26 protein-coding genes are annotated in these 22,220 nt (G+C 67.3%); 9 read left to right on the forward strand and 17 right to left on the reverse strand.

The window, feature by feature from the left end:
* Positions 1-82 precede the first annotated feature (82 nt).
* The 3 genes from ON19_RS37950 to ON19_RS37960 all read left to right on the forward strand — a co-directional run bounded on the left by ON19_RS37950 (position 83) and on the right by ON19_RS37960 (position 1,679).
* Positions 83-679: a hypothetical protein gene (locus tag ON19_RS37950; protein WP_157230081.1), complete on the forward strand. Its 597-nt coding sequence runs from the start codon at positions 83-85 to the stop codon at positions 677-679.
* 73 nt (positions 680-752) lie between these two features.
* Complete coding sequence (locus ON19_RS37955; protein WP_051169771.1) at positions 753-1,199, forward strand: ester cyclase; 447 nt, start codon at positions 753-755, stop codon at positions 1,197-1,199.
* 3 nt (positions 1,200-1,202) lie between these two features.
* A complete protein-coding gene (locus ON19_RS37960; RefSeq protein ID WP_043704362.1) occupies positions 1,203-1,679 on the forward strand; it encodes a DUF3237 domain-containing protein in 477 nt (158 codons plus the stop codon).
* Between the two features lie 25 nt (positions 1,680-1,704).
* On the opposite strand, the gene ON19_RS37965 is transcribed toward ON19_RS37960, so the two are convergent.
* Genes ON19_RS37965 through ON19_RS38000 form a run of 8 tightly spaced genes read right to left on the reverse strand, consistent with a single transcriptional unit; the run spans position 1,705 to position 9,452 of the window.
* Positions 1,705-2,517, reverse strand: a complete 813-nt coding sequence (locus ON19_RS37965; RefSeq protein WP_043704365.1) for a carbohydrate ABC transporter permease — start codon at positions 2,515-2,517, stop codon at positions 1,705-1,707.
* Positions 2,507-3,457 carry a carbohydrate ABC transporter permease gene (locus tag ON19_RS37970; protein WP_043704367.1) on the reverse strand — a complete coding sequence of 317 codons (951 nt, stop codon included), beginning with the start codon at positions 3,455-3,457 and terminating at the stop codon, positions 2,507-2,509. Before ON19_RS37970 ends, ON19_RS37965 begins: the two co-directional genes overlap by 11 nt.
* A 4-nt stretch (positions 3,458-3,461) precedes the next feature.
* Positions 3,462-4,319 carry a metallophosphoesterase gene (locus tag ON19_RS37975; protein WP_043704368.1) on the reverse strand — a complete coding sequence of 286 codons (858 nt, stop codon included), beginning with the start codon at positions 4,317-4,319 and terminating at the stop codon, positions 3,462-3,464.
* A complete protein-coding gene (locus tag ON19_RS37980) occupies positions 4,316-5,689 on the reverse strand; it encodes an ABC transporter substrate-binding protein (protein WP_227954883.1) in 1,374 nt (457 codons plus the stop codon). Before ON19_RS37980 ends, ON19_RS37975 begins: the two co-directional genes overlap by 4 nt.
* 34 nt (positions 5,690-5,723) lie before the next feature.
* The gene (locus ON19_RS37985) at positions 5,724-6,857 is read right to left on the reverse strand and encodes an ABC transporter ATP-binding protein (RefSeq protein ID WP_043704372.1); all 1,134 of its coding nucleotides are present in this window, start codon (positions 6,855-6,857) and stop codon (positions 5,724-5,726) included.
* A 9-nt stretch (positions 6,858-6,866) separates the two neighbouring features.
* Positions 6,867-7,760, reverse strand: coding sequence for an alpha/beta hydrolase family protein (locus ON19_RS37990; protein ID WP_043704374.1), 894 nt, complete (start codon positions 7,758-7,760; stop codon positions 6,867-6,869).
* Positions 7,757-8,281 (reverse strand): YiiD C-terminal domain-containing protein, encoded by a 525-nt coding sequence (locus tag ON19_RS37995; protein ID WP_043704376.1) that lies wholly within the window; start codon positions 8,279-8,281, stop codon positions 7,757-7,759. Before ON19_RS37995 ends, ON19_RS37990 begins: the two co-directional genes overlap by 4 nt.
* 10 nt (positions 8,282-8,291) lie before the next feature.
* Entirely contained in the window at positions 8,292-9,452 is a 1,161-nt protein-coding gene (locus ON19_RS38000) for an acyl-CoA dehydrogenase family protein (RefSeq protein WP_043704378.1), read from the reverse strand.
* A gap of 146 nt (positions 9,453-9,598) precedes the next feature.
* Between ON19_RS38000 and ON19_RS38005 the strand changes: the two genes are divergently transcribed.
* Together ON19_RS38005 and ON19_RS38010 are read left to right on the forward strand one after the other, a co-directional pair.
* The gene (locus ON19_RS38005) at positions 9,599-10,531 is read left to right on the forward strand and encodes a PDR/VanB family oxidoreductase (RefSeq protein WP_043704380.1); all 933 of its coding nucleotides are present in this window, start codon (positions 9,599-9,601) and stop codon (positions 10,529-10,531) included.
* Positions 10,532-10,614: 83 nt separating this feature from the next.
* The gene (locus tag ON19_RS38010) at positions 10,615-11,313 is read left to right on the forward strand and encodes a DUF8020 domain-containing protein (protein ID WP_043704381.1); all 699 of its coding nucleotides are present in this window, start codon (positions 10,615-10,617) and stop codon (positions 11,311-11,313) included.
* Positions 11,314-11,452: 139 nt separating this feature from the next.
* Here ON19_RS38010 and ON19_RS42725 read toward each other — a convergent pair whose 3' ends face one another.
* The 6 genes from ON19_RS42725 to ON19_RS38040 form a co-directional block, all read right to left on the reverse strand.
* Complete coding sequence (locus ON19_RS42725; protein ID WP_157230082.1) at positions 11,453-12,535, reverse strand: hypothetical protein; 1,083 nt, start codon at positions 12,533-12,535, stop codon at positions 11,453-11,455.
* A gap of 28 nt (positions 12,536-12,563) precedes the next feature.
* The gene (locus ON19_RS38020; protein WP_043704385.1) at positions 12,564-13,064 is read right to left on the reverse strand and encodes a hypothetical protein; all 501 of its coding nucleotides are present in this window, start codon (positions 13,062-13,064) and stop codon (positions 12,564-12,566) included.
* 136 nt (positions 13,065-13,200) lie between these two features.
* On the reverse strand, positions 13,201-13,410 hold the full coding sequence (locus tag ON19_RS38025; RefSeq protein ID WP_043704387.1) for a hypothetical protein: 210 nt from the start codon (positions 13,408-13,410) through the stop codon (positions 13,201-13,203).
* A 267-nt stretch (positions 13,411-13,677) separates the two neighbouring features.
* Positions 13,678-13,992, reverse strand: coding sequence for a hypothetical protein (locus tag ON19_RS38030; RefSeq protein ID WP_043704388.1), 315 nt, complete (start codon positions 13,990-13,992; stop codon positions 13,678-13,680).
* Complete coding sequence (locus ON19_RS38035) at positions 13,989-14,288, reverse strand: hypothetical protein (RefSeq protein ID WP_218006555.1); 300 nt, start codon at positions 14,286-14,288, stop codon at positions 13,989-13,991. Before ON19_RS38035 ends, ON19_RS38030 begins: the two co-directional genes overlap by 4 nt.
* A 19-nt stretch (positions 14,289-14,307) precedes the next feature.
* Entirely contained in the window at positions 14,308-14,763 is a 456-nt protein-coding gene (locus ON19_RS38040) for a hypothetical protein (RefSeq protein WP_051169773.1), read from the reverse strand.
* A 302-nt stretch (positions 14,764-15,065) separates the two neighbouring features.
* Between ON19_RS38040 and ON19_RS38045 the strand changes: the two genes are divergently transcribed.
* Complete coding sequence (locus ON19_RS38045; protein WP_157230083.1) at positions 15,066-16,244, forward strand: helix-turn-helix transcriptional regulator; 1,179 nt, start codon at positions 15,066-15,068, stop codon at positions 16,242-16,244.
* 181 nt (positions 16,245-16,425) lie between these two features.
* Positions 16,426-17,358, forward strand: a complete 933-nt coding sequence (locus ON19_RS38050) for a helix-turn-helix domain-containing protein (protein ID WP_227954882.1) — start codon at positions 16,426-16,428, stop codon at positions 17,356-17,358.
* A 377-nt stretch (positions 17,359-17,735) separates the two neighbouring features.
* On the opposite strand, the gene ON19_RS38055 is transcribed toward ON19_RS38050, so the two are convergent.
* Complete coding sequence (locus ON19_RS38055) at positions 17,736-18,026, reverse strand: hypothetical protein (protein WP_157230084.1); 291 nt, start codon at positions 18,024-18,026, stop codon at positions 17,736-17,738.
* Positions 18,027-18,504: 478 nt separating this feature from the next.
* On the opposite strand from ON19_RS38055, the gene ON19_RS38060 reads away from it, so the two are divergent.
* Together ON19_RS38060 and ON19_RS38065 are read left to right on the forward strand one after the other, a co-directional pair.
* Positions 18,505-18,909 carry a hypothetical protein gene (locus tag ON19_RS38060; RefSeq protein WP_051169774.1) on the forward strand — a complete coding sequence of 135 codons (405 nt, stop codon included), beginning with the start codon at positions 18,505-18,507 and terminating at the stop codon, positions 18,907-18,909.
* Between the two features lie 336 nt (positions 18,910-19,245).
* Positions 19,246-20,805 (forward strand): phytoene desaturase family protein, encoded by a 1,560-nt coding sequence (locus ON19_RS38065; protein WP_043704399.1) that lies wholly within the window; start codon positions 19,246-19,248, stop codon positions 20,803-20,805.
* On the opposite strand, the gene ON19_RS38070 is transcribed toward ON19_RS38065, so the two are convergent.
* Positions 20,793-21,779 carry a zinc-binding dehydrogenase gene (locus ON19_RS38070; protein WP_043704401.1) on the reverse strand — a complete coding sequence of 329 codons (987 nt, stop codon included), beginning with the start codon at positions 21,777-21,779 and terminating at the stop codon, positions 20,793-20,795. The two genes, ON19_RS38065 and ON19_RS38070, sit on opposite strands and share 13 nt — an antisense overlap.
* A gap of 16 nt (positions 21,780-21,795) precedes the next feature.
* The gene (locus tag ON19_RS38075; RefSeq protein ID WP_043704402.1) at positions 21,796-22,218 is read right to left on the reverse strand and encodes an organic hydroperoxide resistance protein; all 423 of its coding nucleotides are present in this window, start codon (positions 22,216-22,218) and stop codon (positions 21,796-21,798) included.
* Between the last annotated feature and the right edge of the window lie 2 nt (positions 22,219-22,220).

The raw sequence follows: 22,220 nt of genomic DNA on the forward strand, positions 1-22,220 counted from the left end.
CAATTCGCTGCGCGAGAAACGCACACGACCGCTTCTTCGATGAGACCATTGTGGTGCTCGGTGGGCTCTGGAGGAGGCGAGCATGATCGACGGGATGGCGATCGCCGCGTATTTGGCCGCAGCGATAGGGGCAGCAAGCGGACGGTGGGTGAACGGTCAACTGGACCAGGCGTTCAGTGCTCTCACCGATGCGGTGACGCGCAGACTCGGACGTCAGCCCGTCGATGTCCTTACGCAAAACCCGGACAGCATTCAGGCGCGCCGCCGCGTCGCCGAGGCAATCGAGCGTGAAGCCCTGATCGATGAGCAATTCGCGCGGGAACTGTCCGAAATACGCGCTCGGCTGGATCGGCTGGGCGGGCAGAATGTCGTGGCGGCGGCCGAACAGGGTGGTCAGGTCGTGGTGAACAACCACGGCCAAGTAGCCGGGCGCGACAATATCTTGACCAACGTCGACGTTGCCAACCAGGACGACCTCTCGAGAGCTCCTGCCTGGGCCAAAGTATGCCTGTGGGTCGGCGGGGCGATCGCGGCCATCGGCTTCGCGCTGTTCATGTCAGCGCTCTATCAGCACAACGCGGAACCAGCGACAGAATTCGCGATCTTCGCCATCGGAGGCGGGGTGATGGCCGTTGGAGAACTCGGTGCAAGGACATCGACTCCCCGACCGCGGCGGTGAATGACCCACGCTGCACTCCCTCGACGGTTTGGCAGTAGTAGACAATAAATACGGTCGACCGTACAGTTACTGCATGGACGGTGGCTGGATGATGGACCTGGCGACAGAGCTCGCGGTCGTCAAGAGCAGGCAGGATGTGCCGGCCGCGTTGCGGCTCATGCACGGCGCGATGGTCTTGGAAGCGCCGGCTTTCGGGTCGGTGGCGCGCGGGCTGGACGCGAACGAGCTCGCGCTGCGGGCCTTCTTCGCGTCGTTTCCGGACTATGACGTCGAGCTGAGCGGCCATGCGGTGGCGGGCGAGACGCTGGTCTGCTGGGGTACGGCGCGGATGACCATGACCGGTGACCGGTTCGGCGTCGAGCCGAACGGTCGGCGCGCCGAGTTGCCGGTTTTCCTCCGCTTCGCGTTCGCCGACGGGCTGATCGCGGGGGAGTACTTCCATTTCGACCTGTCGGAGCTGTGCGCCCAGTCGGGCGTCTCCACCGACGCGGTCCGCCAGAAGCTGTTCGCGAGGAGATGAATCATGGACGTACGGGTCAAGGATGTCGCCGGGATCGAGACCGGGCAGCTGTTCGACGTCGTGGTGGATCTGGCGCCGCCGTTGCACATCGGGAACGGGCGGGTGCTGTTCGGGGCGGCGGGTGGGTCGTTCGAGGGGCCCCGGCTACGCGGCGCGGTGGTGCCGGGCGGCGGTGACTGGGCGCTGTTCCGGCAAGACGCAACCATGACGCTCGATGTGCGGCTCACTTTGCGCACCGACGACGGCGCGCTGGTGCTGATGACCTACGGCGGGCGGTGGACCATGCCGGAGGACGTGCGGGATCGGCTCGGAGATCCGGCCACGCGGCACCTCGTCGATCCGGGGCGTTACTACTTCCGCACGGCACCGGTGTTCGAAACCGGTGCACGGGACTACCTGTGGCTCAACGACATCGTGTGCGTGGGCTCGGGATATCCGGTCGAGGGCGGCATCGCCTATCGGGTTTTCGAGGTCGTCTGACCGCGGGCCCCGCGAGTCGATGCTCCTACTTCAACCCCGACCGCACGAACGCGTTGACGATATGACGTTGCAGCAGCAGGTACATCAGCAGCACCGGCAGGCAGGCGAGGCTGGCCAGCGCCATCATCGGCCCCCACTGGTCGCCCTCGGTGCCCATGAAACTGCGCAGACCCAGTTGGAGCACACTGTTGGACTGGCGCAGTACCACCGCGGGCCAGAAGTATTCGTTCCACGCGTTGATGAACAGCAGGATGCCCAGCGCCGCCAGGGCGGGCCGCAGATTCGGTACCACCACGGTCCAGAGGATGGACCAGGAGGAACGGCCGTCGATCTTCGCCGCCGCCACGAGCTCTTTGGGGAAGCTCGCCATGTGCTGGCGCAGCAGCAGGACCGCCAGCGCCGAGCACAGCGTCGGAAGCACCACGCCGATGAGCGAATTGATCAGGCCGAGCCGGGTCAGCAGGACGTAGTTGGGCAGCATCGTCACTTGGAACGGCACCAGCCACGTGCCGACGAACGCCAGGTACAGCAGTTTCTGGAACGGGAAGACGTACATCGCGAAGGCGTACGAGGCCAGCAGCGCGATCAGTAGCTGGCCTGCCGCCGAGAGCGCCGCGACGAAGAAGGTGTTGCCGATGAGGCCCGCCACGTCGACTTTGTCGGCCGCGTCGCCGTAGTTGGCCAGCGAGATCGGCCAGGGGATCGGCGACAGCGAGGTGACGTCCTCGGGCCGCCGCAGCGACGTGGCGAACAGCCAGTAGATCGGGAACGCGCACAGCAGGGCGGTCGCGGCCAGCAGCAGGTGGCTGCCCGCGCCGCGCAATCGGTCAATCATCATGGAAGGCAACCTTTTCCGAGATCCACACCAGAATGCCTGCGATCACTCCGAACCCGGCGAACAGCAGCACACCGGCGGCGGCGCTGAGTCCGGCGTCGAAGCTGTGGAAGGCGTAGTCCCACAGCAGGTAGTAGATGTTGGTGGTCGCCTGCGACGGGCCGCCCTGCGTCATCGAGTCGATGAGCGGGAAGGTCAGGGTCGGACTGAGCAGAACCGTGGTGAGCACCAGGAACAGCAGGGTGGGAGACAGCATGGGCAAGGTGATCCACCGGAGGATCTGCCGGGCGCTCGCGCCGTCCACCCGGGCGGCCTCGTCGTAGTCACCGCTGATGCCCGCCAGCCCCGCCCAGATCACGAGCACGGCGAACCCGAGCAGCTGCCAGCCGGTGATCAGGATGATCACCCCGTGCGCGGTGTCCACGTCGTAGACCCAGTTGCGGTCCGAGCGCAGGACCTGGTCGACGAAGCCGCTGCCGGGATGCAGCAGCCAGCGCCACACCGCGGCCGCCGCGACCGGCGCGACCAGGAACGGCACGAAGACGAACGCGTGGTACACCGTTCGCGCCCGGCCGTGCACCCGTCGGCTGGCCAGCGCGATGAGCAGCGGGAGCACGACCGTGAACGGCAGCATGCCCGCGATCAGCACGCCGGTGCGGCCGAGCGAATCCCAGAAGGCCGGAAGATCCAGCAGCCGTTCGTAATTTCCGGTGCCGACCGGTTTCATCGGCGAGGTCGGCAGCAGGTTCCACGAATACGTGGACAGCTCGATCGCTTGGACCAGCGGCCGGTAGATCCACACGACGAGCAACACCAGCGCGGGCGCCAGATACAGGTAGGGCACGGCGAACCGCCCCGCCCGGCGGAACCGGGCGGGGCGATGCGACGGCGCGACCGTTTCGGTCGTCTCCGTGGTCGCGAGGGGTGTTTCGACGACGAACATCGAGTTACCCGGCCTCCGCGGCCAGAGCGGCGAGCTGATCGAGCACGTCCTGCTCGGGCCGGTCGTAGAGGGTCTCGGCGGGGGTCGCCTCGATCGCCGTGGCGACCAGCGTCGAGCCGAGCAGATCGATGCGGCTGTAGCCGAATCCGATCAATCCCCGGTGCCGTCCGGACGGCGCGATCGTGTCGATCCGGTAGGCCAGCGCAGGCCCGATCCAGACCGGGATACCCGCCAGCGCCGCCGCGCCCGTGAGGTGGTTGTGCCCGCAGATGATCAGCCCCACATCCGAGTCCGCCAGCACCTCGGCCAGCAGCTCGGGCCGTTCCAGTCGCAGGTACTCGGTGGCCGCGACCGGCGAGGGGATCGGCGGGTGGTGCAGCACCAGCAGCGTGCCGCGCGGCGCCGGTTCGCGCAGTTGCTCGGCGAGCCAGTCCAGTTGCTGCTCCTCGAGCCGGCCGTCGTGGCGGCGCGGCGTCGTGCTGTCCAGCGCGATCACCCGCAGACCCGCCACGTCGACCACCTGGTCGTGCGTGGTGTCGGGATCGACTGCGGCGGGATCGGCTCCGAGCAGTTCGGTGGCGAAGGCGGTGCGCTCGTCGTGGTTGCCCATGACGTACACGGTCGTCGCGCCGAGTTCTTCGGCTACCGGCTCGACCGCGCCGCGCAGCCGCCGGTAGGCCTCGGGCGACCCGGTGTCGGTCAGATCGCCCGAGAGCACCAGCGCGTCGATGCGCTGCCGGGAGGCCCGCAGCTGTTGCAGCACGTGGGTGAGGTTGGCGTAGGTGTCCACCATCCCGTGCACCCGTTCCCCGGTGGGCCGGATGTGGGTGTCGGTGAGCTGGACGATCGTCACCTCGCTCATGACGCCGGCAGGAGTTCGGCGCCCTGGTCGCGGGCGGCGGTGAGGGTGGACTGCGGGTCCTTGCCCTGGAAGACGACGGCCTCGACCGCGTCCATCATGCCGTCGCGGATCTGCAGATAGTTGTTGCCCGGCATGGAGATCCACGGTTCCATGTTCGCCAGCTGGGCGACGTTCGGCGCCAGCAGCGGGTTCTGCTTCGACCAGGCCTGCAATCCGGCCGGGTCGTCCATCAGGCCGGTGCGCAGCGGCAGGTAGCCGATGCCCTGCGAGATCTTGCTGTAGGCGGATTCGCTGGTGAGGAACTTGATCAGCTCCCAGGCGGCGCGCTGCTTGGCCGGGTCGTTGGACAGAATGTGCAGCGAGGCGCCGGAATTGGTCGGCACGGTCGGCTTGCCCGCGAAGCTCGGCATCGGCGCCGAGCGCAGATCCCACTTGTCCTTGGCGCCGGTGACGAAGGTGCCCTGGATGGCGCTGGTCTCCAGGATCATGCCGATCTCACCGCGCGCGAACGCCTCGTAGCCCTGTTTCTGGTTGAGCTTGGGCATGCCGCCGGAGTTGACCAGCTGCTGGCTCATCGCCGCGACCTCGACCGCGGGAGCGTCGGCGAAGGTGAGCTTCGTGCGGTCCTCGGAGATCACCCGGCCGCCGTTGGAGCGCACCATCGACTGGAAGCACCAGTCCTTGGCGGTCTTGGTCAGGCAGTCGATGTAGACCCCGCCCTTGCCGGTCTTCCCGGTGATCGCCGTCGCGGCCTCCGCGACCTGCTGCCAGGTGGCCGGAGGCTTCGCCGGATCCAGGCCCGCTTCGGCGAACAGCGAAGCGTTGTAATACAGCACCGGCGTGGAGAACACGAACGGCACACCGTAGGTGTGGCCGTCCCAATCGGCCAGCGTGCGGGCCTTCGGCGCGAAGGGATGCTTCGCCCCGTCGAAGTTGCGCTGCACGTCCTGCTTGCCGACCAGGGTGTCCAGCGGCTTGGCGCCGAGCTGGTGGATGGTGAAATCCAGGTCGCTGAAGCCGAGCTGGGCGACGTCGGGCGGGTTGCCCGCCACCATCTGGTTCTGGATGCTGGAGATGGTGTCGGTGGCCGGGTTCGGGCTGTTGCCCTGCGGCTTCTGCGCGGTCACCGAGATGTTCGGGAACTTCGTGCGGAAATCGGCGATCAAGGAGTTGAAGGTATCGGTCCAGGCGCCGGCGAGTCCGTAGTTGTAGGACTCGAACACGAGCGACACCTGCTGGTCGGACTTCAGCTCCGGGATCTGCGCGCCGGTGGCGTTCGAGTCGGTGGTGGTGCTCCCGAGGCCGCCGCAAGCGCTGAGCGCGACGGTGGTTGCGAACACCAGGCCCAGAATGGGCGCGGTGCGTTTCACGGTGTATCTCCTCATCGAGTAGGGGTGTTCGGGTTCAGGCGACGGCGACGGGTTCGCCCGCGCTGTCGATTCGGGCGTCGCGCCGCGTCTCCTGCCAGGTCAGGCGCAGCCCGGAGGTGGCATGGAAGAGGTGGATGTGCGCCGGGTCGACCCGCAGCGCGATGCTGTCGTCGACCGTGACGCCCGCGGGCCGGGGCGCTCGGGCGCACAGGACGCGATCACCGGTGGTGAAGTGGATCAGTTCCTCGCTGCCGAGGTTCTCCACCATCGTCACCCGGCCGCGGATGTCGGCGCCGGTCGGATCCAGGCGCAGCTGTTCCGGGCGGATACCGGCGACCACCTCCAGGTCGTCGCCGAAATCGGCACCGGCGACGGACAATTCGGTGTCGATACCGTCGGCCACTACGCGCAGCGAACCGTCGCGCGCGGTGACGGCGGCCGGGAACAGGTTCATCGGCGGTGCGCCCAGGAATCCGGCGACGAAGGTCGAACGGGGACGGTCGTAGAGTTCGGTCGGCGTGCCGACCTGCTCCACCCGGCCCTCGTTGAGCAGCGCGATCCGGTCGGCCATGGTCATGGCCTCGACCTGGTCGTGGGTCACGTACAGGAATGTCGCGCCGAGACGCTGATGTAGTCCGATCAGCTCGGCGCGCGTCGCGCTGCGCAGCTTCGCGTCCAGGTTGGACAGTGGCTCGTCCATCAGGAACGCGCCGGGATCGCGCACCATGGCGCGTGCCAGCGCGACGCGCTGCCGCTGTCCGCCCGACAGCGCGGACGGCCTGCGGCGCAGCAACTCGCTCAGGCCGAGTACCGCGGCCACCTCCGACACCCGCTCGGCGATCTTCGCCCGCGGCGTGCGCCGGGCGCGCAGCGGGAAACCGATGTTCTTGGCGACGGTCAGGTGCGGGTAGAGCGCGTAGCTCTGGAACACCATCGCCAGATCGCGCTGCTGGGGCGCGTGGTGGGTGATGTCTCTGTCGTCCAGCAGGATTCGGCCGTCGGACGGGTCCTCCAGTCCGGCGATCATCCGCAGGAGCGTCGATTTGCCGCAGCCGCTCGGGCCGAGCAGCACCATGAATTCGCCGTCGGCGATGTCGAGGCTGACCTCGTGCACCGCGTGGGCGGCGCCGAATCGCTTCGACACCGCTTCGATTCGCAGTCGTGCCACCGCTGCCCCTCAGCCCGGCAGCTCGCCGGCGACGACCCAAGTCGCCACCCTGGCCGCGATCGCGGGCGAGTCCTTCACCCAGAGGAAGTGGTCGCGGTGCTGCACCGGCGAGTTCTCGTCGACGTGCCAGTGCGTCACCCGGGCCTTCGGCATCCGGGACACCAGGAAGTCGACGTTGGACTTCGGGCCCAGCACGTCGTCGGACAGTGAGATCACCAGCACCGGAGCGGTCAGGTCGCGCAGCAGGGAGTTGTACCGGCGCTTGCTGCCCTTCGGGCGGTAGTAGCTGGTCAGCGAATGCATCGACCAGTCGCGCATGACGCCGCCCGGCATCGGGGCCGGGATGAGCACGCCGCCGGGCCAGTGCCCCTTCCACCGGGAGACCAGGCCGATCCACTGGATCTGGCTCAGCGCCTCCCACCAGCGGCGGACGCCGAAGGCCCACCAGAAGACGGTGCCGGTGCCGATGACGGTGACCCCCGCGATCCGGTCGGGTTCGGCCGCCGCGAACAGCAGCGCGAGCTGTCCGCCCAGGCTGTGCCCGAACAGATGGATCGGCGCCTCGGGGAAGCGCGTCCGCACCGCCGCGACGAGCGCGGGCAGGTCGGTCTCGATCATCTCCCGGTAACCGAAGTCGCGGTGCAGGCCCAGCTCGGGCTTGGCTTCGCCATGCGCCCGCAGGTCGGTCGTGGCGACCGAAAGCCCCTGAGCGTGCAGCTCTTTCGCGAGCGGCAGGTAGTTCTTCGCCTTCATGGCCATGGCGGGCAGGATCAGCACGACGGGCGCGCCCGGCTTCTTCGATGCCAGGAAGCGCACGGTGAAGGTGACACCGTCGGCGGTCTCGACCGTGGTCGACTCCAGGGTGGTGAACTCCGAACGGTTCTTCGGTGTCGCGGTGGTCATCGGTCGCCCTCCGCGATGGTGACGTCGCAGACGTAGTCGAAGGTGAACTTGGCGACGACGACGTCGCCGTCGTCGAGCAGCGTGGCCTTGCCGGTCAGTTCGAAGCGCTGCGAAGCCGTCGCGGCGAGCACGTCGGCGAGCTCGCGCTGGTCGACGGTCGCGACGGCGCGGATACGGCCGACGGCGGGTTTGCGGTAGGACGCGCTACCGCCGCGCAGCACCAGCCGCTCGACGGTAGGCAGGCGGGTGGCCGCGGCGCCGACGAACGCGGCCGCTCCGCCGATGTCGGCGGCGGTGAACAGCGCGCCCGCGTGCACGGTGCCCATGTGGTTGCGCACCGCGCCGACTGCGGGGATTTCGACGACGGCGCGGTCCGGCCCGATCTCGGTGATCAGCGTGCCGACGTGGCGGCCGAACGGAACCATCTCCTGGGACACCGCTCGCAGGTATTCGTAATCGACGGCGGCGCACTCGAGGTCGGGATAGGCGGCCGCGAAGCCGGCGATCTCACGCGTGGTCATGGTCTCTCCTTCAGCGTTTGGTGCGCAGGGCGCGGCGGGCGATGGACCAGCGCAGGACCTCCGACGGTCCCTCGTAGATCCGGAAGGCCCTGGCCTCCACGAGGAATCGGGCGACCAGGTGGTCCTCGCAGACGCCGAGCCCGCCGTGCAGCTGGACCGCCCGGTCGATGACCCGCCAGACCGCTTCGGAAACGAACGTCTTGGCGATCGACGCTTCGTGCCGCGCCTGCGAGGAGGTCGGCCCTTGGGCGTCGATGGTCTCGGCGGCGGTGCGGATCACGCCGCGCGCGGCGGCGATGTCGATCTCGTTGTCGGCGATCAGCCCCTGGGCTATGCCGTGCTCGGCGATCGGGACGCCGAAGGACGTGCGCGTCCCGATGTGCTCGATGGTCAGCTGGTGCGCCCGCACCGCGAGCCCGAGCCAGTTCATGCAGAACACCAGCCGCGAGGGCGCGAGCCGGACCTGCGCGAGCGCCAGACCCTGGCCGACTTGGCCCAGCACGGCGGAATCGGGCACCTCGCAGTCGGCGAAGGTCACCTCGCAGTGCCCGCCGGGCGCGCTGGTGTGGTCGAGGGTCGGCATACGGCGGCCCACCCGCAACCCGGGGTTGTCCTGGTCGACGAGGAACATCGTCGGGCCGTCACCGGTGCGCGCCACGCAGATGGTGAACGCCGCGCCCTGCGCGCCCGTGGTGAAGTGCTTGGCGCCGTTGATGACCCAGCCGGATTCGGTCTCCTCGGCGACGGTCTGCAACATGCCGGGGTCGGATCCGGCGCCCGGGGCCGGTTCGGTCATAGCGATCGCGGAACGGACGTCGCCCGCGGCCAGCGGTGCGAGATAGCGTTGCTTCTGCTCCTCGTTCGCCACGTGCGCGAGCAGGTGGATGTTGCCGTCGTCGGGGGCCCACGCGTTGAGTGCGATCGGGCCGAGCAGGCTGGCGCCCGCGGCTTCGAGCACCTGCGCCTGGGCGCGGGTGTCCAGGCCGAGCCCGCCGTACCGCGGATCCGACAGCGGGCCGAAGACGCCGGCCTCCTTGGCCTTCTTCTGCAGCTCGAGCCGCAGTGCGTCGTCCATCACCCGCCCGTCCACGACGACCTCGCGTTCCACCGGAACGACCTGGTCCCGAATGAACTGGGTGGTCTTGTCCACCAATTGCGCCACAGTGGTCATGGCGTCAGTCTCGGCGCGGCGCGCGACCGGGGGAGGGGGCGATAGTCAACGTCGATTGCGCGAATCGACTGCCCATTCGTTCGCTGCGGGGGCGGCTCGTCTCGGCGACGGTGATCGCGGAGACGTTGCCGGGCTAGGGGACGGATATGACTGACATAGCGGTGCGAGTCTGGCGCCGCCGCGACGAGGCCGAGGGCGTGTTCTCGCTCGACTTGGCCCCGGTCGACGGTGGCGAACTGCCGTCGTGGACGCCGGGAGCCCACATCGATGTCGCGGTCGGCGCGGCGGGCGTGCGGCAGTACTCGCTGTGCGGCGACCCGGCCGACCGGGCGCGCTGGCGGGTAGCGGTGCTGCACGAACCGGACGGGCGCGGTGGCTCGGCCTATCTGCATCGCGCCGCGCAACCCGGCTCGGTGTTGCGAGTGTCCGTGCCGCGCAACAACTTCGAACTCGTCGGCCGGGACGGGTACGTCTTTCTGGCCGGCGGAATCGGGATCACGCCGATCCTGCCCATGGTGGCCGCCGCGGAAGCCGCGGGTGCGCGCTGGTCGCTGTACTACGGCGGCCGCACCAGGGGGCACATGGCGTTCGCCGCCGCCCTCGCCGAGCGCTACCCACGGGCGAATCTGCTGCCCCAGGACGAGCACGGCCTGCTGCCGCTGGAGGAGATCTTCGCCGACCTGGGCGAGGCCGCCGTGTACTGCTGCGGACCGGAACCGCTGCTGGCCGCCGCGGAGGCCGAAGGCGCGCGACGCGGAGTGCCGGTGCACGTCGAGCGTTTCGTGCCGCGGCAGGTGCAGTTCGCCCCGAACGAGCCGTTCGAGGTGCGGTTGGCGGCCAGCGGCAGGACGTTCCGGATCGGGCCGAACCAGTCCATCGCCGACGTCTTGGAGTCCGCCGGAATCGGCATCGTCACCTCGTGCCGCGAAGGCACCTGCGGCAGTTGCGAAACCGCGGTTCTGGCCGGCGACATCGAGCACCGGGACGAACTGCTCACCGACGAGGAGCGGGCGCGCGGCGACACGATGATGCTGTGCGTCTCCCGGGCCAGGTCCGGCCCGCTCGTCCTCGACCTCTGACCTGCCCGCCGCGATCGCGGCAGGCGTGCGGCGCGCTCGGCGCGGCCGCTTCCCCTGAGAAAACCGAGAGGAAAGTAAAAAGGATGAGGAAAATCGTTGCGGTGGCCGCAGGGCTGGTCGCCGCAGTCGGGATTGCCTCCGGCTCCGCCGGTGCGCAGCCCGACAGCGACGACGCCGTCGACTTCACCGCCTACGCCACCGACACCCAGTCCATTGTCACCACCGATGCCGGTTCGATGGTCGTCGAAGAGGGTGTCTTCAAGGTCAAGGCCGCCAACGGCACCGTGCTCACCGGCATGCCGTTGAAGTTCCGCGTGGATGACTTCGAGTTCCCGATCGTGGCCGACATCGCCGGCCGCACCGCGACACTCACTCCGCAGTTCGACATGGCGAACGCGGCCTACAAGCCGGTCGCCCTGCCGTTCGAAGACAAGGCGCCGTGGAAGAACGAGTACGACCGTGAGCAGGCCGCCTGGTCCCGCATGACCAGCACCATCGCCATGGGCGCCACCATCGGCACCCTGGTCGGCGGCATCGGCGGCGGCGCGGTCGGCTGCGTGCTCGGCGGCATCGCGGGCGCGACCGTCGCCTCGGCGGCGATCGTCGGCCTGTTCGGCGCGTTCATCCCGGCGGCGGCCATCGGCTGCCTCGGCGGCATCATCGCGATCGGCGCCCTGGGCACCATCGCGGGCCAGATCCTGGTCACCGCCCCGGTGGCGATCGGCGCCGCCATCCAGTACTTCACCACTATCAATCAGCCTCCGCCGGCCCCGGCGAAGTAGGTAGTGGGGAAGAACCCGACGTCTCGTTCGTTGGGGGACACCTGACCCCGTCCGGCGGTAACGCCGGGCGGGGTCTTTCCGTCAAGCACCTCCCGAGCAGCGAGGCCGACTACACGGTGAGCCGATCGAGCGCGGATGGCTATTGTTCGCGGGATAGTCCGCGTGAGCGTTCCTGTCCTTGTCCGGTGCCGCCTCGCACAACGCTCGGCGCAGAACCAGGCGGCTGTCTCACCGCCGCTTGTGGATGCTGCGCCTGCCCAAGCCAGAGAACTCTTTCCACCTCCGACAGACGCCCTTTCTCGTCCAACTCTTTGAACGCCGCGTTCCGCGCCGCGTTCAGGGCCTGCAAGGCAGCGGCTTCACGTTCTTTCTCGGCTGCCGCGCGTGCCTCGACTGCTTCCCGCTCCGCCCTAACGGCGTCGGCCGCTTCTCGGGCCGCTTGGTCCCCAGCGTCGGCGGCCTCCCACTGCGGGTACTGGCTGGGTGGTGGAAATTCCCGCGCCACCCGTTCGGCCGCCTCCCGTTCCACCCGCGCACGTTCGGTTTCCGGCGTTCGGTGTGCCTGCTGGGCTCGCTCGGCTTGCTCGCGTGCCTGCCGGTCGCGTTCGGCCTGCTGGGGGGCCTCGGCCCTGCCGCGCGCAGCGGCTTCCCGGAACTGCTGCATCTTCCGGAATCCTTCGGCGCGCTCTTGTGCCCGCACAATCTCGCGTATCTTCGCCAGCCGTTCACGGGCACGCTCGGCACGATCCAGCTCGTACACCCGCATCAATTCGAGCTGCTTGGACATCAGAGATTGACCGAGTTGCATAGCGCGTAGTGCATCGGCACGGGAAACGATCTCGTGATGAAACCGGCCCGGAAAATCGCGCGCCATTGCTTGCAATTCAGCGGCGACGGCGCGAGGGACCTTCTCACCGGCCACCGTTTCCCACCGGGAACGGGTCAACTGACCCGACTCGAGTCCTGCCCGCTCTTTTACTAACTGCTCGCGAGTGTCCCGCTCATTGATCCGCCCGGATTTACGCTCTACACCTCGGGTACCTCGGTCTTCGGTGCGGGCGTTATCCAGAACACGTGGGCCTTTACTGGTTTCGATTCTGAACTGACGCACCCAGCCTTTTTCGGGAGTTTCCCCCCGCTCCTGCGCCCTGCCCAGTTCGAAGTACAGACCCTTTTCGTAGTTGGTCAGTCGCTGCCGAATGGCGTCGTATTCGTCGGGCATGACAGTGCCCACCCCCGTTTACCAGGTGTTATGTGCCCTTTCGGGCTTTGCGTATGTCTCGGGCGGCCGATGTGATCACGTAGTCCGCCATGCCGGGGCCATCGTCTTCGAGAAACAAATAGTCCGTCATCGAGGCCATGCTTCGGGTTTCTTCGCCGTTGCCGTCGTGTACCGCCGGACTGAAATCCGTGTAGAAGGGGGCGCCGCTCCACTCTGGGCGGTTGGTCCATTTCATTCCAGCTCGCCGGACAAAGCATTCACCGTAGAAACGAATGAATTGATCCGCAGTGTCCCGATTTTCGGGAGAGCGGAATCCATCGCGATCGCCGAAAACTTCTTTCGCCGCTTCCAAGATGCGTGTCGTAAGCGGCTGCGTCCACCAAGTGTCCGAATAGTCGGCAATGCCCGGAACCGTGTCAGACAAGAATTTCCGTATCTGCGATTCCATGCGTTCGGGCGCAACCCAATCAAGGAATGCTTGGGTTTTGTCATCGAATTCGATATCGAAACCGATCTGTTCGTCGTCCACTGGCCGGGCCTTCCCCTCATGTTGGCTGTCTGGGTATCGCGGGCTGAGCAGTACAGTTTTGCGCCCGCGCGCGTCAACGGGCAAGCGGCGGAGCGAAGCGGGGTGTCGCGATCGTTGGATGCCTGAACCGGATTCATCATCGCTCTGCATACAGCCGTTCCCCGGGCAACCTCGGTAAGTGGTCGGGTGCGTCACCGGCGACGGACACTCCGTCTGTGCGGTGCCGGACCCCTTCGTCCTGGACGAAGATCAAAGCGGCAGTGCGGCACGCGGCGTAGTGCAGGTGGTAGCCGCGCATCCGGACGACCAGGTGCACGTCCGGTTCGTTCGGCAGCGGGGATGTCATCACGTACCCCGCTTCGTGCTGGGAGTGTGCATAGGCGGACCTTCCGTGAAAGGGAGTCACGCGGGTATCGAATAATCCTGTCGCTCAGTGTGTTTGAGGAGGACCGGGGAAGGCTGGCGAAGGGTTCGGTTGGGCACACCGATGTGGAGTCCCGTCCGCGCAGCCTTCCCCTTTCGGGTGCCCCGGCATATGGGTGCTTCCCCTATGGTGCAAAGGGGGGACCAGGGGGGCCGCGTGGCGTGCCGGGGCGGTCTGGAGAGGTCGTTGTCAGGTGCCGGTGATGTGCTGGCCGATGATCGCGGGTATCAACAGGTCCAGAAAGGTGATGTCATCAGCTGCGGGGATGTTGTCGATGATCGGATCGAGCACCGGCGCGGCGTACAGGCGGCCGGTGTGCGGTGCGGCGGCGGTGCGGGCGCTGGAGATCAGTTCAAAGACAACCACGGCCATCAGGCGCACACGGGTGGTCTCGGTCATCCCGTCCCGTACGGCGACCGCAGTGCTGGCCATGAGGGTGCCGATCACGTCGGTGAGGACGTCGAGTTCGGCGGCGTTGCGCTCGGCGTCCTGATCGTCGGTCATCGACCGGCCCGCGGCGGCGGCCCTGGCGGCGGGGCAGGCATGAGTTCGGGGTGTGGGGTGGGGTCGAACACGACGCGGATACCGATCCACGGGCATTTCTGGCTGCCGAGTGCGATGTCCATCGGTGAGTCGTGATCGGCCATGCGACCGTTGACGATCTTCACCATCTGTCCGAAGCAGTTCATGTATGGGCATTTCACCGAGGACACCTCACCGGTTGCCGGATTCAGGGTGGCCATGCCGCAGTGCTCGACGGTGATCCACGGGTCACAGCCTGGGCCGCATCCGAATGGCATTGTGGCCGTGCTGCTGTGGTCAGGCATACGCCACCGCCTGGCGCTGTCGCGCGTGCTGGGCGGCGCATCCCCGGAGCGCCTCGACCACGACCCGCGCCGGTGGGCGGTAGGGGTCGCGGGGTGGCTGTACCCACGCCCGGAAGAGGCCGGGGCGCTGTCCAGGTCCGGGCAAGCTGATGCTTCCTCCGGCACGGAGTATGGATACGTTCAGCCGTGACAGCTCCGCATACAGCCGGACATCGGTTGGCAGGTCCGGGCGGGTCAGGAACGTCCAACGCTGATAGCGCGGGTGGGTCAAGATCGGTCCCACACGGTGGTCGTGGCGGTGCATCCACGCTTTGACCTCCGAGCCGATGAAGGCGGGCATCATCAACCCGCACACCCGGCCCGCACGCAGTGTGATCCGCCCTAGATGCGGCGGGTGAACCTCGGCGGGCAGATCACACACCTTTCGGTAGAAGTCGCACACCGACATCGGTGTGTCCCCAATTCTTTTCGGCGAATCCATAAAACGTCTCCCCTGACTCGAACGATTGACGCTGCGTACTGGATGGAATGGTTGGTGGACCCGAAACCGGGGCGGGCATTTGCCACCGGAGACAATGCGCCGTGCTCGTCTCTGGTGCCCTCTCGCGCGGGTTTGGGTTGTGCGAGAGGCTTTCCCGGTTCCGGGTACCTATCCAAGGTTGCCGGGGGAGGATTCTGGGTGGAAGGTAGGACAGGCGCAGGTATTACCAATCGATACCAGTGGAGTCGACAGGGGGCACGGTGACGGGCGTGACGGTGTGGACTGGTGCTGATGTGAAGGCGCTACGGACTGCATGCAGGCTGACGCAGAACGACCTTGCGGAGGCTTTGCGTTGCAGCCAGCGAACGGTCAGTTTCTGGGAGGGCCGTCCTTCGGCGCAAGTGGGTGTCGCCCATCAGGCGGGTCTGGACAGACTGCTGGCGGACGCGGACCATGGGGCACAAGATCGGTTCCGGAAGTTGATTGGAGACGACGTGGATCGGCGACAATTCTTTGCCGCAACAGGAGTGTTGGTGGGTGCATCTGCGCTGCGCGGCGATGATGTACCGATAGTCACCCCGGATGCGATCGGTCATTTGCGCACAACCATCCACTCGGCGATGCTGCTGGATGATCAGTTGGGCTCGAACGCGGCACAGCCGATCATCGAGGCTCAGTCGCGGGCCTGTACGGCACTGTTGCGTGACTGCCCGTCGAGACTTCGACCGGAGCTTCAATCCCTCACCAGCGAAGCCACCGCAAGCAATGCATGGGCAGCATGGGACCAGGGCCGATACGAGAAGTCCGATCGGCTTTTCGTTGCTGCGTACGACCATGCGACGGACGCAGGCGACCAGGATGTGGCGGTTGGGATGCTGTGCCACAGAACCCAGCTTGCGATCTGGACCCATCGGTACCAGGTGGCGGCCGACTTGGCCGATGCAACGATGAGGCTGCCAGTGGCAGATCCGAGAATGGCCGACTACATGCTTCTGCAATCGGCGCAGGCGTATGCGTACGCGGGGCGGTCACGTGAGGCGTGGCCGCTTCTGGATCGAATCTCAGGGAAGCACGCCAACCCGACAACGCCTGACGTCTCGTACGCGTACTACATGAGTGATTGGCTCACCGGTCTCCTGACGAGCAAGAGTCTGGAAATGGCAGGCGAGACGCGCGCGGCGGTCGAGACGATCGAAGCATCGATAGATCGCATCCCCGAGACTGACGTACGAGACCGTGCGCTTGCGCTGCTTCACCTGACAAAACTGACTGTCCGGGAGGACCTTGATCGGGCATGCCGGGCAGCGGAACGTGCTGTTGAGCTGTCGAAGATCAACACATCGCCACGCCTGCGGGAGGTTTACCGCAATACACGCGCCGCGCTCGCACCATGGGCACGATCGAGTGCAGTTCGCCGATTGGACTCGATAGCGGCTGACGTGTTGTAGCCGAGCGTCGGGGCTGAATCGAGCGCCGCCGAGGCGGGGGTGCCTGTGCAGTGGCACAAGGGAGTGGCATTGCGTCCTGAGTCACTCGATGGCTGCGCTACAGGGCTGGCAGTAGTGGCAATCGCGGTCGGAGCTGTTGCTGATCCTTTAGCGCGATGTCGAACCGGGAGATGATCGCGGTATGGGTGTGGGCGAGTTGATCCGTGAGCTCCGGAAGGCTCGGGGATGGTCGCAGGGGCGGCTGGCGGACGAGCTGGCGGCTCATTCGGGGGCGAGCATCTCTCGGGAGTACATCTCGAGGCGTTGGGAGAACGGAGACACGGTGCCCAGCCGCTTTTGGCTACGCCATCTATCGGCGGTGCTGGATGTGCCTCTGGCTGTTTTCGAGGACGAGGGCATGAACAGACGAAAGTTCCTGGCTCAGGTGGCTGCGACGAGTATCGCGCCGGTAGTGGCGTCGGATCTGCTTGCGGCCGGATTCTCGGCGCGGCTGGATCATGCCGGGCCGAGCCTCGAGGCGTGGCAGGCGAAGCTCAGCGCCTACGGCACCGATTACATGTCGCTCGGTGCGGCGGATATCCAGCGGCGCCTGGCTATCGACCTGGCGATTCTGCAACAGCAGTTGGATAGTCCGCAGATGTGGGGAGCGGCGGCCCGGCTGATGACGTTGTACGCGAAGACGTTTCCGGGGTCGGACGGCACCAAGGCAGTCACTTGGTATCGAATGGCTGCCGAGGCCGCAGATCGCTCCGAAGACGAGCAGACCCGCGTGTGGGTGCGCGGGCGGGCGGCCATTGCGCTCGGTTACGAGGGTGCGGCGCTGCGAGTCGCCGACCTCTTCGCCGACCAGGCATTGGCGCTGTCGGACAAGCCGAGCTTGGGTCGTCTCAATGCGATCATGGGCAAGGCCCACGCGGCGGTACTGCGCGGCGATCACAAGGCGGGGCGCGCTCTTGTGGACGAGGGACACCGGGTGTTCGACAAGGCGGGGTCCTACGAGCAGACCTCTGACTACGCCGTCCCGTGGTGGCGCATGAACGTGTTCCTCTCCTTGCTGGCGGCGCGGCTGGGAGATGAGAAGTCGGCGATCGCCTCGCAAGAGCAGGCGCGCTGAGAGCTTCCGGTCGAGTTGCCGCGCTTCGCAACGCATCTGGAGATGCATCGCGGTCTGATGCTGGTCAGGGCGGGCGATCGAGCCGAAGGGATCCGGACGGCACGCGATGCGATGGATGTACTGCCGCCGGAGAAGCACTCACTGACTTTGCGGATGCTGATGGACGAGATCGCTGGTTCCAGTGATGGTGCAGCACGTGTCACCCGCGCATAGGTCTATTCAGCCGGTTTCGATAGATCACGACCCGCACCGGACATGATCGAAGCCGATAGCAGACGGAACGGTTCACGCGCCGTGTGCACGGCTCGATGCCCGCAAGGCCATGGCGGACCACCGCGAAGGCCGGCCATGCGGGCGGTCATCGGACCATCCGGCATTCAGAGCCGGAAGATGCGCGCGCCGACACCCCATCCGGCGCTGGACCAGTTGGGGCCGAGGCAAGCCACCGTGCCCGACTGTCCGACAGGGAGGTCTTTGCGCGCTGTGTACCGGCCCAAGATCGGCGGATTGGCGGTGAAGTCGTATCCGATGCAGTCGATCTCGAGTCGGTAGCTGCCCGCATCGCCCTGGCAGGTCCCGTTGTACGACCATGGGCCGTTCATCGATCCTGAGCAGCCGGGCTCGGCGGCGGCCGTTCCGGTGGCCATCCCCGTGAGGGCGACTGCCACAGCGGGAGCTGCCAGGCACATCGCTATTGCCCGAGCCGAGGTTCGCATACTTAGCTCCAATTGTTGTTCGGCGTTGATTACATGGGATGTATTCGACGTTATGCCGCAACACGTTACAGATTTGAGGCAGTGGCAACGACGCGAACGCGGACGAATCAAAATGCATGGCAATCGACCGAAATCGTGCGTTGAGCAGCCAAACGCCGGGGAAGTGTCGGCTAGCCGATAAGAACCGAGCCCGAGGGCTGACCGAACGCCCGCGCACGGCATTGCAGGATGTGCTGAGCCGCAGCGATCTCAGGCCGTATGACCGCCCGGGTTGTTTGCCCGTTGTGGGCCGATCGCGGTGTCAGTGGAGGTGTCAGGTGTGTGTCAGGTCGGTGTCAGTCGGCCCGGCGACAGTGTGTACATCGAACAAAACGACCGGCGCCGACACGGTTCCAGTCGGTGCCACAACCGATTTCGAGGAGTAGACGCCATGTCCATCACCATCACCCTGACCGACCAGGACAAGAGCACCCTGCGTACCGCCGCTTACGGTGCGGTGTCGCTGATGGCCGCCTCGGGTGCGCCGCACAAGGGCATCTCGCACGGCTCCATCGCCCTGACCTCGGCGACCGGGCTGGTCGGGCACGTGCTGTCGGCCAAGTCCAAGGACATCCACCTGCCAGGCAAGTCCGTCGCCGAACTCGCCGATCGGGTGCTGCCGAGCCTGACCGCGGCAATGAGCCTGCTCGGCAAGCAGCATCCGGGTGAGGCCGCCAACTTCCGTGACACCGTCCTGGTCGCCGTCGAAGCTGCCGCCGGGCCCCGTAAGGGCGAGACCAGCCCCGCGGTGGCTGCGATGGCACGCAAGATCACCGCGGCACTCGACGCCGCCTGACGGGGTGCGGAGGCCGGCGCAGCTGGTGGCTGGTCGCGGGGCCCTCTCCGGACCCCGCGACACGGTCACCGACCGTCGAACCCCGGCTGTGGCCGCGTGAGCGGGCTGGGTTCATGCCACCCTCGACGGCCACGGTCCCCAGCGGATCCCGCAGACCAACTGTTCAGCGACTTTTGCCGTCCGGCGCAGATCCCGGGCACGGGCGTGGGGCCTGGTGTTCCCGGTGGCACCATCGCACCCGGTGAGCGCTGTGGCCCGTGACCGGTTCCGGTGGATTCTCATTCGTTGTCGGCAGCGTTGCTGTCGTCCGGCGCCGATTCGTGCTATCGAGAACGGATGACGCCGACGCGCTCCTCCTACGATGTCGTGATCGTCGGTGGCGGCCACAATGGTTTGGTGGCCGCCGCGTATCTGGCACGGGCCGGGCGGTCGGTGCTGGTGCTCGAACGGCAGTCGCACACCGGCGGCGCGGCGGTGTCGGCGCGGGTGTTCGCGGGCATCGACGCGCGGCTGTCGCGGTACTCGTATCTGGTCAGCCTGCTGCCGCGGGTGATCGTCCAGGATCTGGGCTTGCGGTTCGAGACGCGGCGGCGGGCGATCTCGTCCTACACGCCGGTCGGCGACCGTGGTCTGCTGGTGTCTTCGGCGCAGGCGCGGACAGGGGCGAGCTTCGCGCGGCTGACCGGGTCGGATCGAGAATTCCGTGCCTGGCAGCGGTTCTACGCGGCCACGAACCAGCTCGCGCGACGGGTGTTCCCCACGCTCACCCGCCCGCTTCCGTCCAAGGAGGCGCTACGGCACATCGTGGACGACGCGGCCACCTGGGAGGCGCTGTTCGAGCGGCCGTTGGGCGAGACGATCGAGTCCACCTTCGCCGACGACATCGTGCGCGGCGTGGTGCTCACCGATGCGCTGATCGGCACATTCACCCACGCGCACGATCCGTCGCTGCGACAGAATCGCTGCTTCCTCTATCACGTGATCGGCGGAGGGACCGGCGACTGGGACGTGCCGGTCGGCGGCATGGGCGCGCTCACCGACGCGCTCGCCGAGGCCGCCCGCGCGGCAGGCGCGGAGATCGTCACCGGCTGCGAAGTGACGAACATCGAAACCGATGGCGAGACAGCTGAAGTCGGGTACGCGGACGGAAAGGTCGGCGCGGGCTACGTCCTGGCGAACGTCGCACCGTTTACGCTCGCCGGATTGCTCGGCGAGCCGCTGCCGCCGAAACCCGAAGGCGCTCAGCTGAAGATGAACATGCTGCTGCGACGTCTCCCGCGATTGCGCGACGCCGAAGTCGATTTCCGCGAGGCATTCGCCGGGACTTTCCACATCGGCGAGTCGTATGCCCAGCTCGACCGAGCCTACGGCGAGGCCGCGATCGGCCGCATCCCGTCCGCGCCGCCCGCGGAGATCTATTGCCACACCTTGACCGACCCGACGATCCTGGCTCCGGACCTGGCCGAGCGGGGTGCGCACACCCTCACGCTGTTCGGGCTGCACGCTCGGGCGAAACTGTTCGCCACCGATCACGAGGCGGCGAAAGACCAGATGGTGGAAGCCACGCTGGCCCAACTCGATTCGGTACTGTCCGAGCCGATCGCGGACTGCTTGGCAAGGGACGAGAACGGCGTGCCCTGCCTGGAGGCGAAGACCCCGATCGAACTGGAGCGTGAGGTCGGCCTGCCCGGTGGCCACATCTTCCACCGGGACCTGGCCTTTCCTTACCTCCCGGAGGACGCCGACCCGGCCGACCCGGCCGCCCGCTGGGGCGTGGCGATCGGCCACCGCAACGTGTTCTTGTGCGGTGCGGGCGCGATCCGGGGCGGCGGGGTCAGCGGCATTCCCGGGCACAATGCCGCGATGGCCGTGCTCGATGCCGGTCAGGCCGGTTGAGCACGCAAAGCGATCTTGGCGGCGCGGCCCGGTGTCTCGGTGGCGACCGCGGCGTCCGCCGCCGATTCCAGCGAATAGGCGGCTTCGATGTCCAGTCGCAGCAGGCCGCGGGCGGCGAGGTCGATCAGTTCGCCGATGAGCTGTCCGCGGTGGTCGGCCCCGATCTCCTCGATCCGCTTGGCGCCCCAGAATCCTTTGACCACGGTCTGGCCGAAAATGAGACTGCCCGGATCGAGCGACAGCGGCTGCCCCGAGAGCGCGCCGAAGGAGATCAGTTGACCGCCCGGCGCGAGTAACGCCAGTTCGTCGGCGGCGGCGCGTCCGCCCACCTGGTCGACCGCACGGGCGATCGGCGCACCCGACGTCGCCGCTTCCACCTGGCCGCGCCAGCCCTCGCTCTCGGTGTCGAGCACCGGCTCGTAGCCGAGTTCGCGCAGTGCCGTGACCGAGGCCTGGCCGCGGACCAGACTGAGTACGCGCAGACCGCGTTGCCGCGCGAAGACGTTGACGAGCCTGCCGACCGCACCGTTGGCGGCATTGATCGCCAGCCACTCGCCGGACCGAAGCTCGAGGTCTTCGATCAGCATCAGCGCGCTCAACGGCATGGCCAGCAGCTGGGCCGCGGTCTCGTCGGAGACCGTGTCGGGCAGCGGGATCGCCTGGCGAGCCGGGACCACGAAATACTCGGCCCAGACGTTCTGCGCGCCGGACACCGTCACCCGCCGTCCGACCGACATATCGGTGACCCCGGGGCCCACCGCGTCGACGCGCGCCACCGCCTCGCTGCCCGGGATGGCGGGCAGTTCGGGCCGGTAACCGTACACGCCGCGCACGATGGCCAGGTCGTGATTGTGGATCGGGGACAGGATGAGCGCGAGCCGCACCTCGCCCGGCCCTGGTTCCGGTACCGGGCGTTCGACGGCGGTCAGCACGTCTTTCGGTTCGCCGAACCGTTCGATGACTACGGCACGCATATCCGCTCCTTCTCGATCAGTCGTCGGCGACGAGGACTTGGACGTCGATGTTGCCGCGGGTCGCGTTGGAATACGGGCACACCTGGTGTGCTTTGTCGGCGAGCGCCTGCGCGTCCTCCCGGGACAGATGGGGGAGCGAGATCTCCAGGGTAACCGCCAGGCCGAAACCACCGGCGTCGTTCGGGCCGATCCCGACCTTCGCGCCGACGGCGGAGTCATCGATGTTCGCCTTGGCCTGCTTGCCGACCAGGCGCAGCGCCGAATGGAAGCACGCCGCGTAGCCCGCCGCGAACAGCTGCTCGGGATTGGTGCCCTCGCCGCTGCCGCCCATCTCCTTGGGCGCCGACAACTCGACGTCGATCTTGCCGTCGGTGCTGCGCGCGTGGCCGTTGCGTCCGTCGCCGGTGGCCAGGGCTTCGGCGGTGTAGAGGATCTGCATGT

Source organism: Nocardia abscessus NBRC 100374 (assembly GCF_000308455.1).
Taxonomy (GTDB): Bacteria; Actinomycetota; Actinomycetes; order Mycobacteriales; family Mycobacteriaceae; genus Nocardia; species Nocardia abscessus.

Bases quoted from the DNA above. Each gene is read 5' to 3' on its own strand.
- ON19_RS37950 (WP_157230081.1), top strand. From the start codon at position 83: ATGATCGACGGGATGGCGATCGCCGCGTATTTGGCCGCAGCGATAGGG.
- ON19_RS37955 (WP_051169771.1), top strand. From the start codon at position 753: ATGGACGGTGGCTGGATGATGGACCTGGCGACAGAGCTCGCGGTCGTC.
- ON19_RS37960 (WP_043704362.1), top strand. From the start codon at position 1,203: ATGGACGTACGGGTCAAGGATGTCGCCGGGATCGAGACCGGGCAGCTG.
- ON19_RS37965 (WP_043704365.1), bottom strand. From the start codon at position 2,517: ATGATGATTGACCGATTGCGCGGCGCGGGCAGCCACCTGCTGCTGGCC.
- ON19_RS37970 (WP_043704367.1), bottom strand. From the start codon at position 3,457: ATGTTCGTCGTCGAAACACCCCTCGCGACCACGGAGACGACCGAAACG.
- ON19_RS37975 (WP_043704368.1), bottom strand. From the start codon at position 4,319: ATGAGCGAGGTGACGATCGTCCAGCTCACCGACACCCACATCCGGCCC.
- ON19_RS37990 (WP_043704374.1), bottom strand. From the start codon at position 7,760: ATGACCACCGCGACACCGAAGAACCGTTCGGAGTTCACCACCCTGGAG.
- ON19_RS37995 (WP_043704376.1), bottom strand. From the start codon at position 8,281: ATGACCACGCGTGAGATCGCCGGCTTCGCGGCCGCCTATCCCGACCTC.
- ON19_RS38000 (WP_043704378.1), bottom strand. From the start codon at position 9,452: ATGACCACTGTGGCGCAATTGGTGGACAAGACCACCCAGTTCATTCGG.
- ON19_RS38005 (WP_043704380.1), top strand. From the start codon at position 9,599: ATGACTGACATAGCGGTGCGAGTCTGGCGCCGCCGCGACGAGGCCGAG.
- ON19_RS38010 (WP_043704381.1), top strand. From the start codon at position 10,615: ATGAGGAAAATCGTTGCGGTGGCCGCAGGGCTGGTCGCCGCAGTCGGG.
- ON19_RS42725 (WP_157230082.1), bottom strand. From the start codon at position 12,535: ATGCCCGACGAATACGACGCCATTCGGCAGCGACTGACCAACTACGAA.
- ON19_RS38025 (WP_043704387.1), bottom strand. From the start codon at position 13,410: ATGACATCCCCGCTGCCGAACGAACCGGACGTGCACCTGGTCGTCCGG.
- ON19_RS38030 (WP_043704388.1), bottom strand. From the start codon at position 13,992: ATGACCGACGATCAGGACGCCGAGCGCAACGCCGCCGAACTCGACGTC.
- ON19_RS38035 (WP_218006555.1), bottom strand. From the start codon at position 14,288: ATGCCATTCGGATGCGGCCCAGGCTGTGACCCGTGGATCACCGTCGAG.
- ON19_RS38040 (WP_051169773.1), bottom strand. From the start codon at position 14,763: ATGTCGGTGTGCGACTTCTACCGAAAGGTGTGTGATCTGCCCGCCGAG.
- ON19_RS38050 (WP_227954882.1), top strand. From the start codon at position 16,426: ATGGGTGTGGGCGAGTTGATCCGTGAGCTCCGGAAGGCTCGGGGATGG.
- ON19_RS38060 (WP_051169774.1), top strand. From the start codon at position 18,505: ATGTCCATCACCATCACCCTGACCGACCAGGACAAGAGCACCCTGCGT.
- ON19_RS38065 (WP_043704399.1), top strand. From the start codon at position 19,246: ATGACGCCGACGCGCTCCTCCTACGATGTCGTGATCGTCGGTGGCGGC.
- ON19_RS38070 (WP_043704401.1), bottom strand. From the start codon at position 21,779: ATGCGTGCCGTAGTCATCGAACGGTTCGGCGAACCGAAAGACGTGCTG.
- ON19_RS38075 (WP_043704402.1), bottom strand. From the start codon at position 22,218: ATGCAGATCCTCTACACCGCCGAAGCCCTGGCCACCGGCGACGGACGC.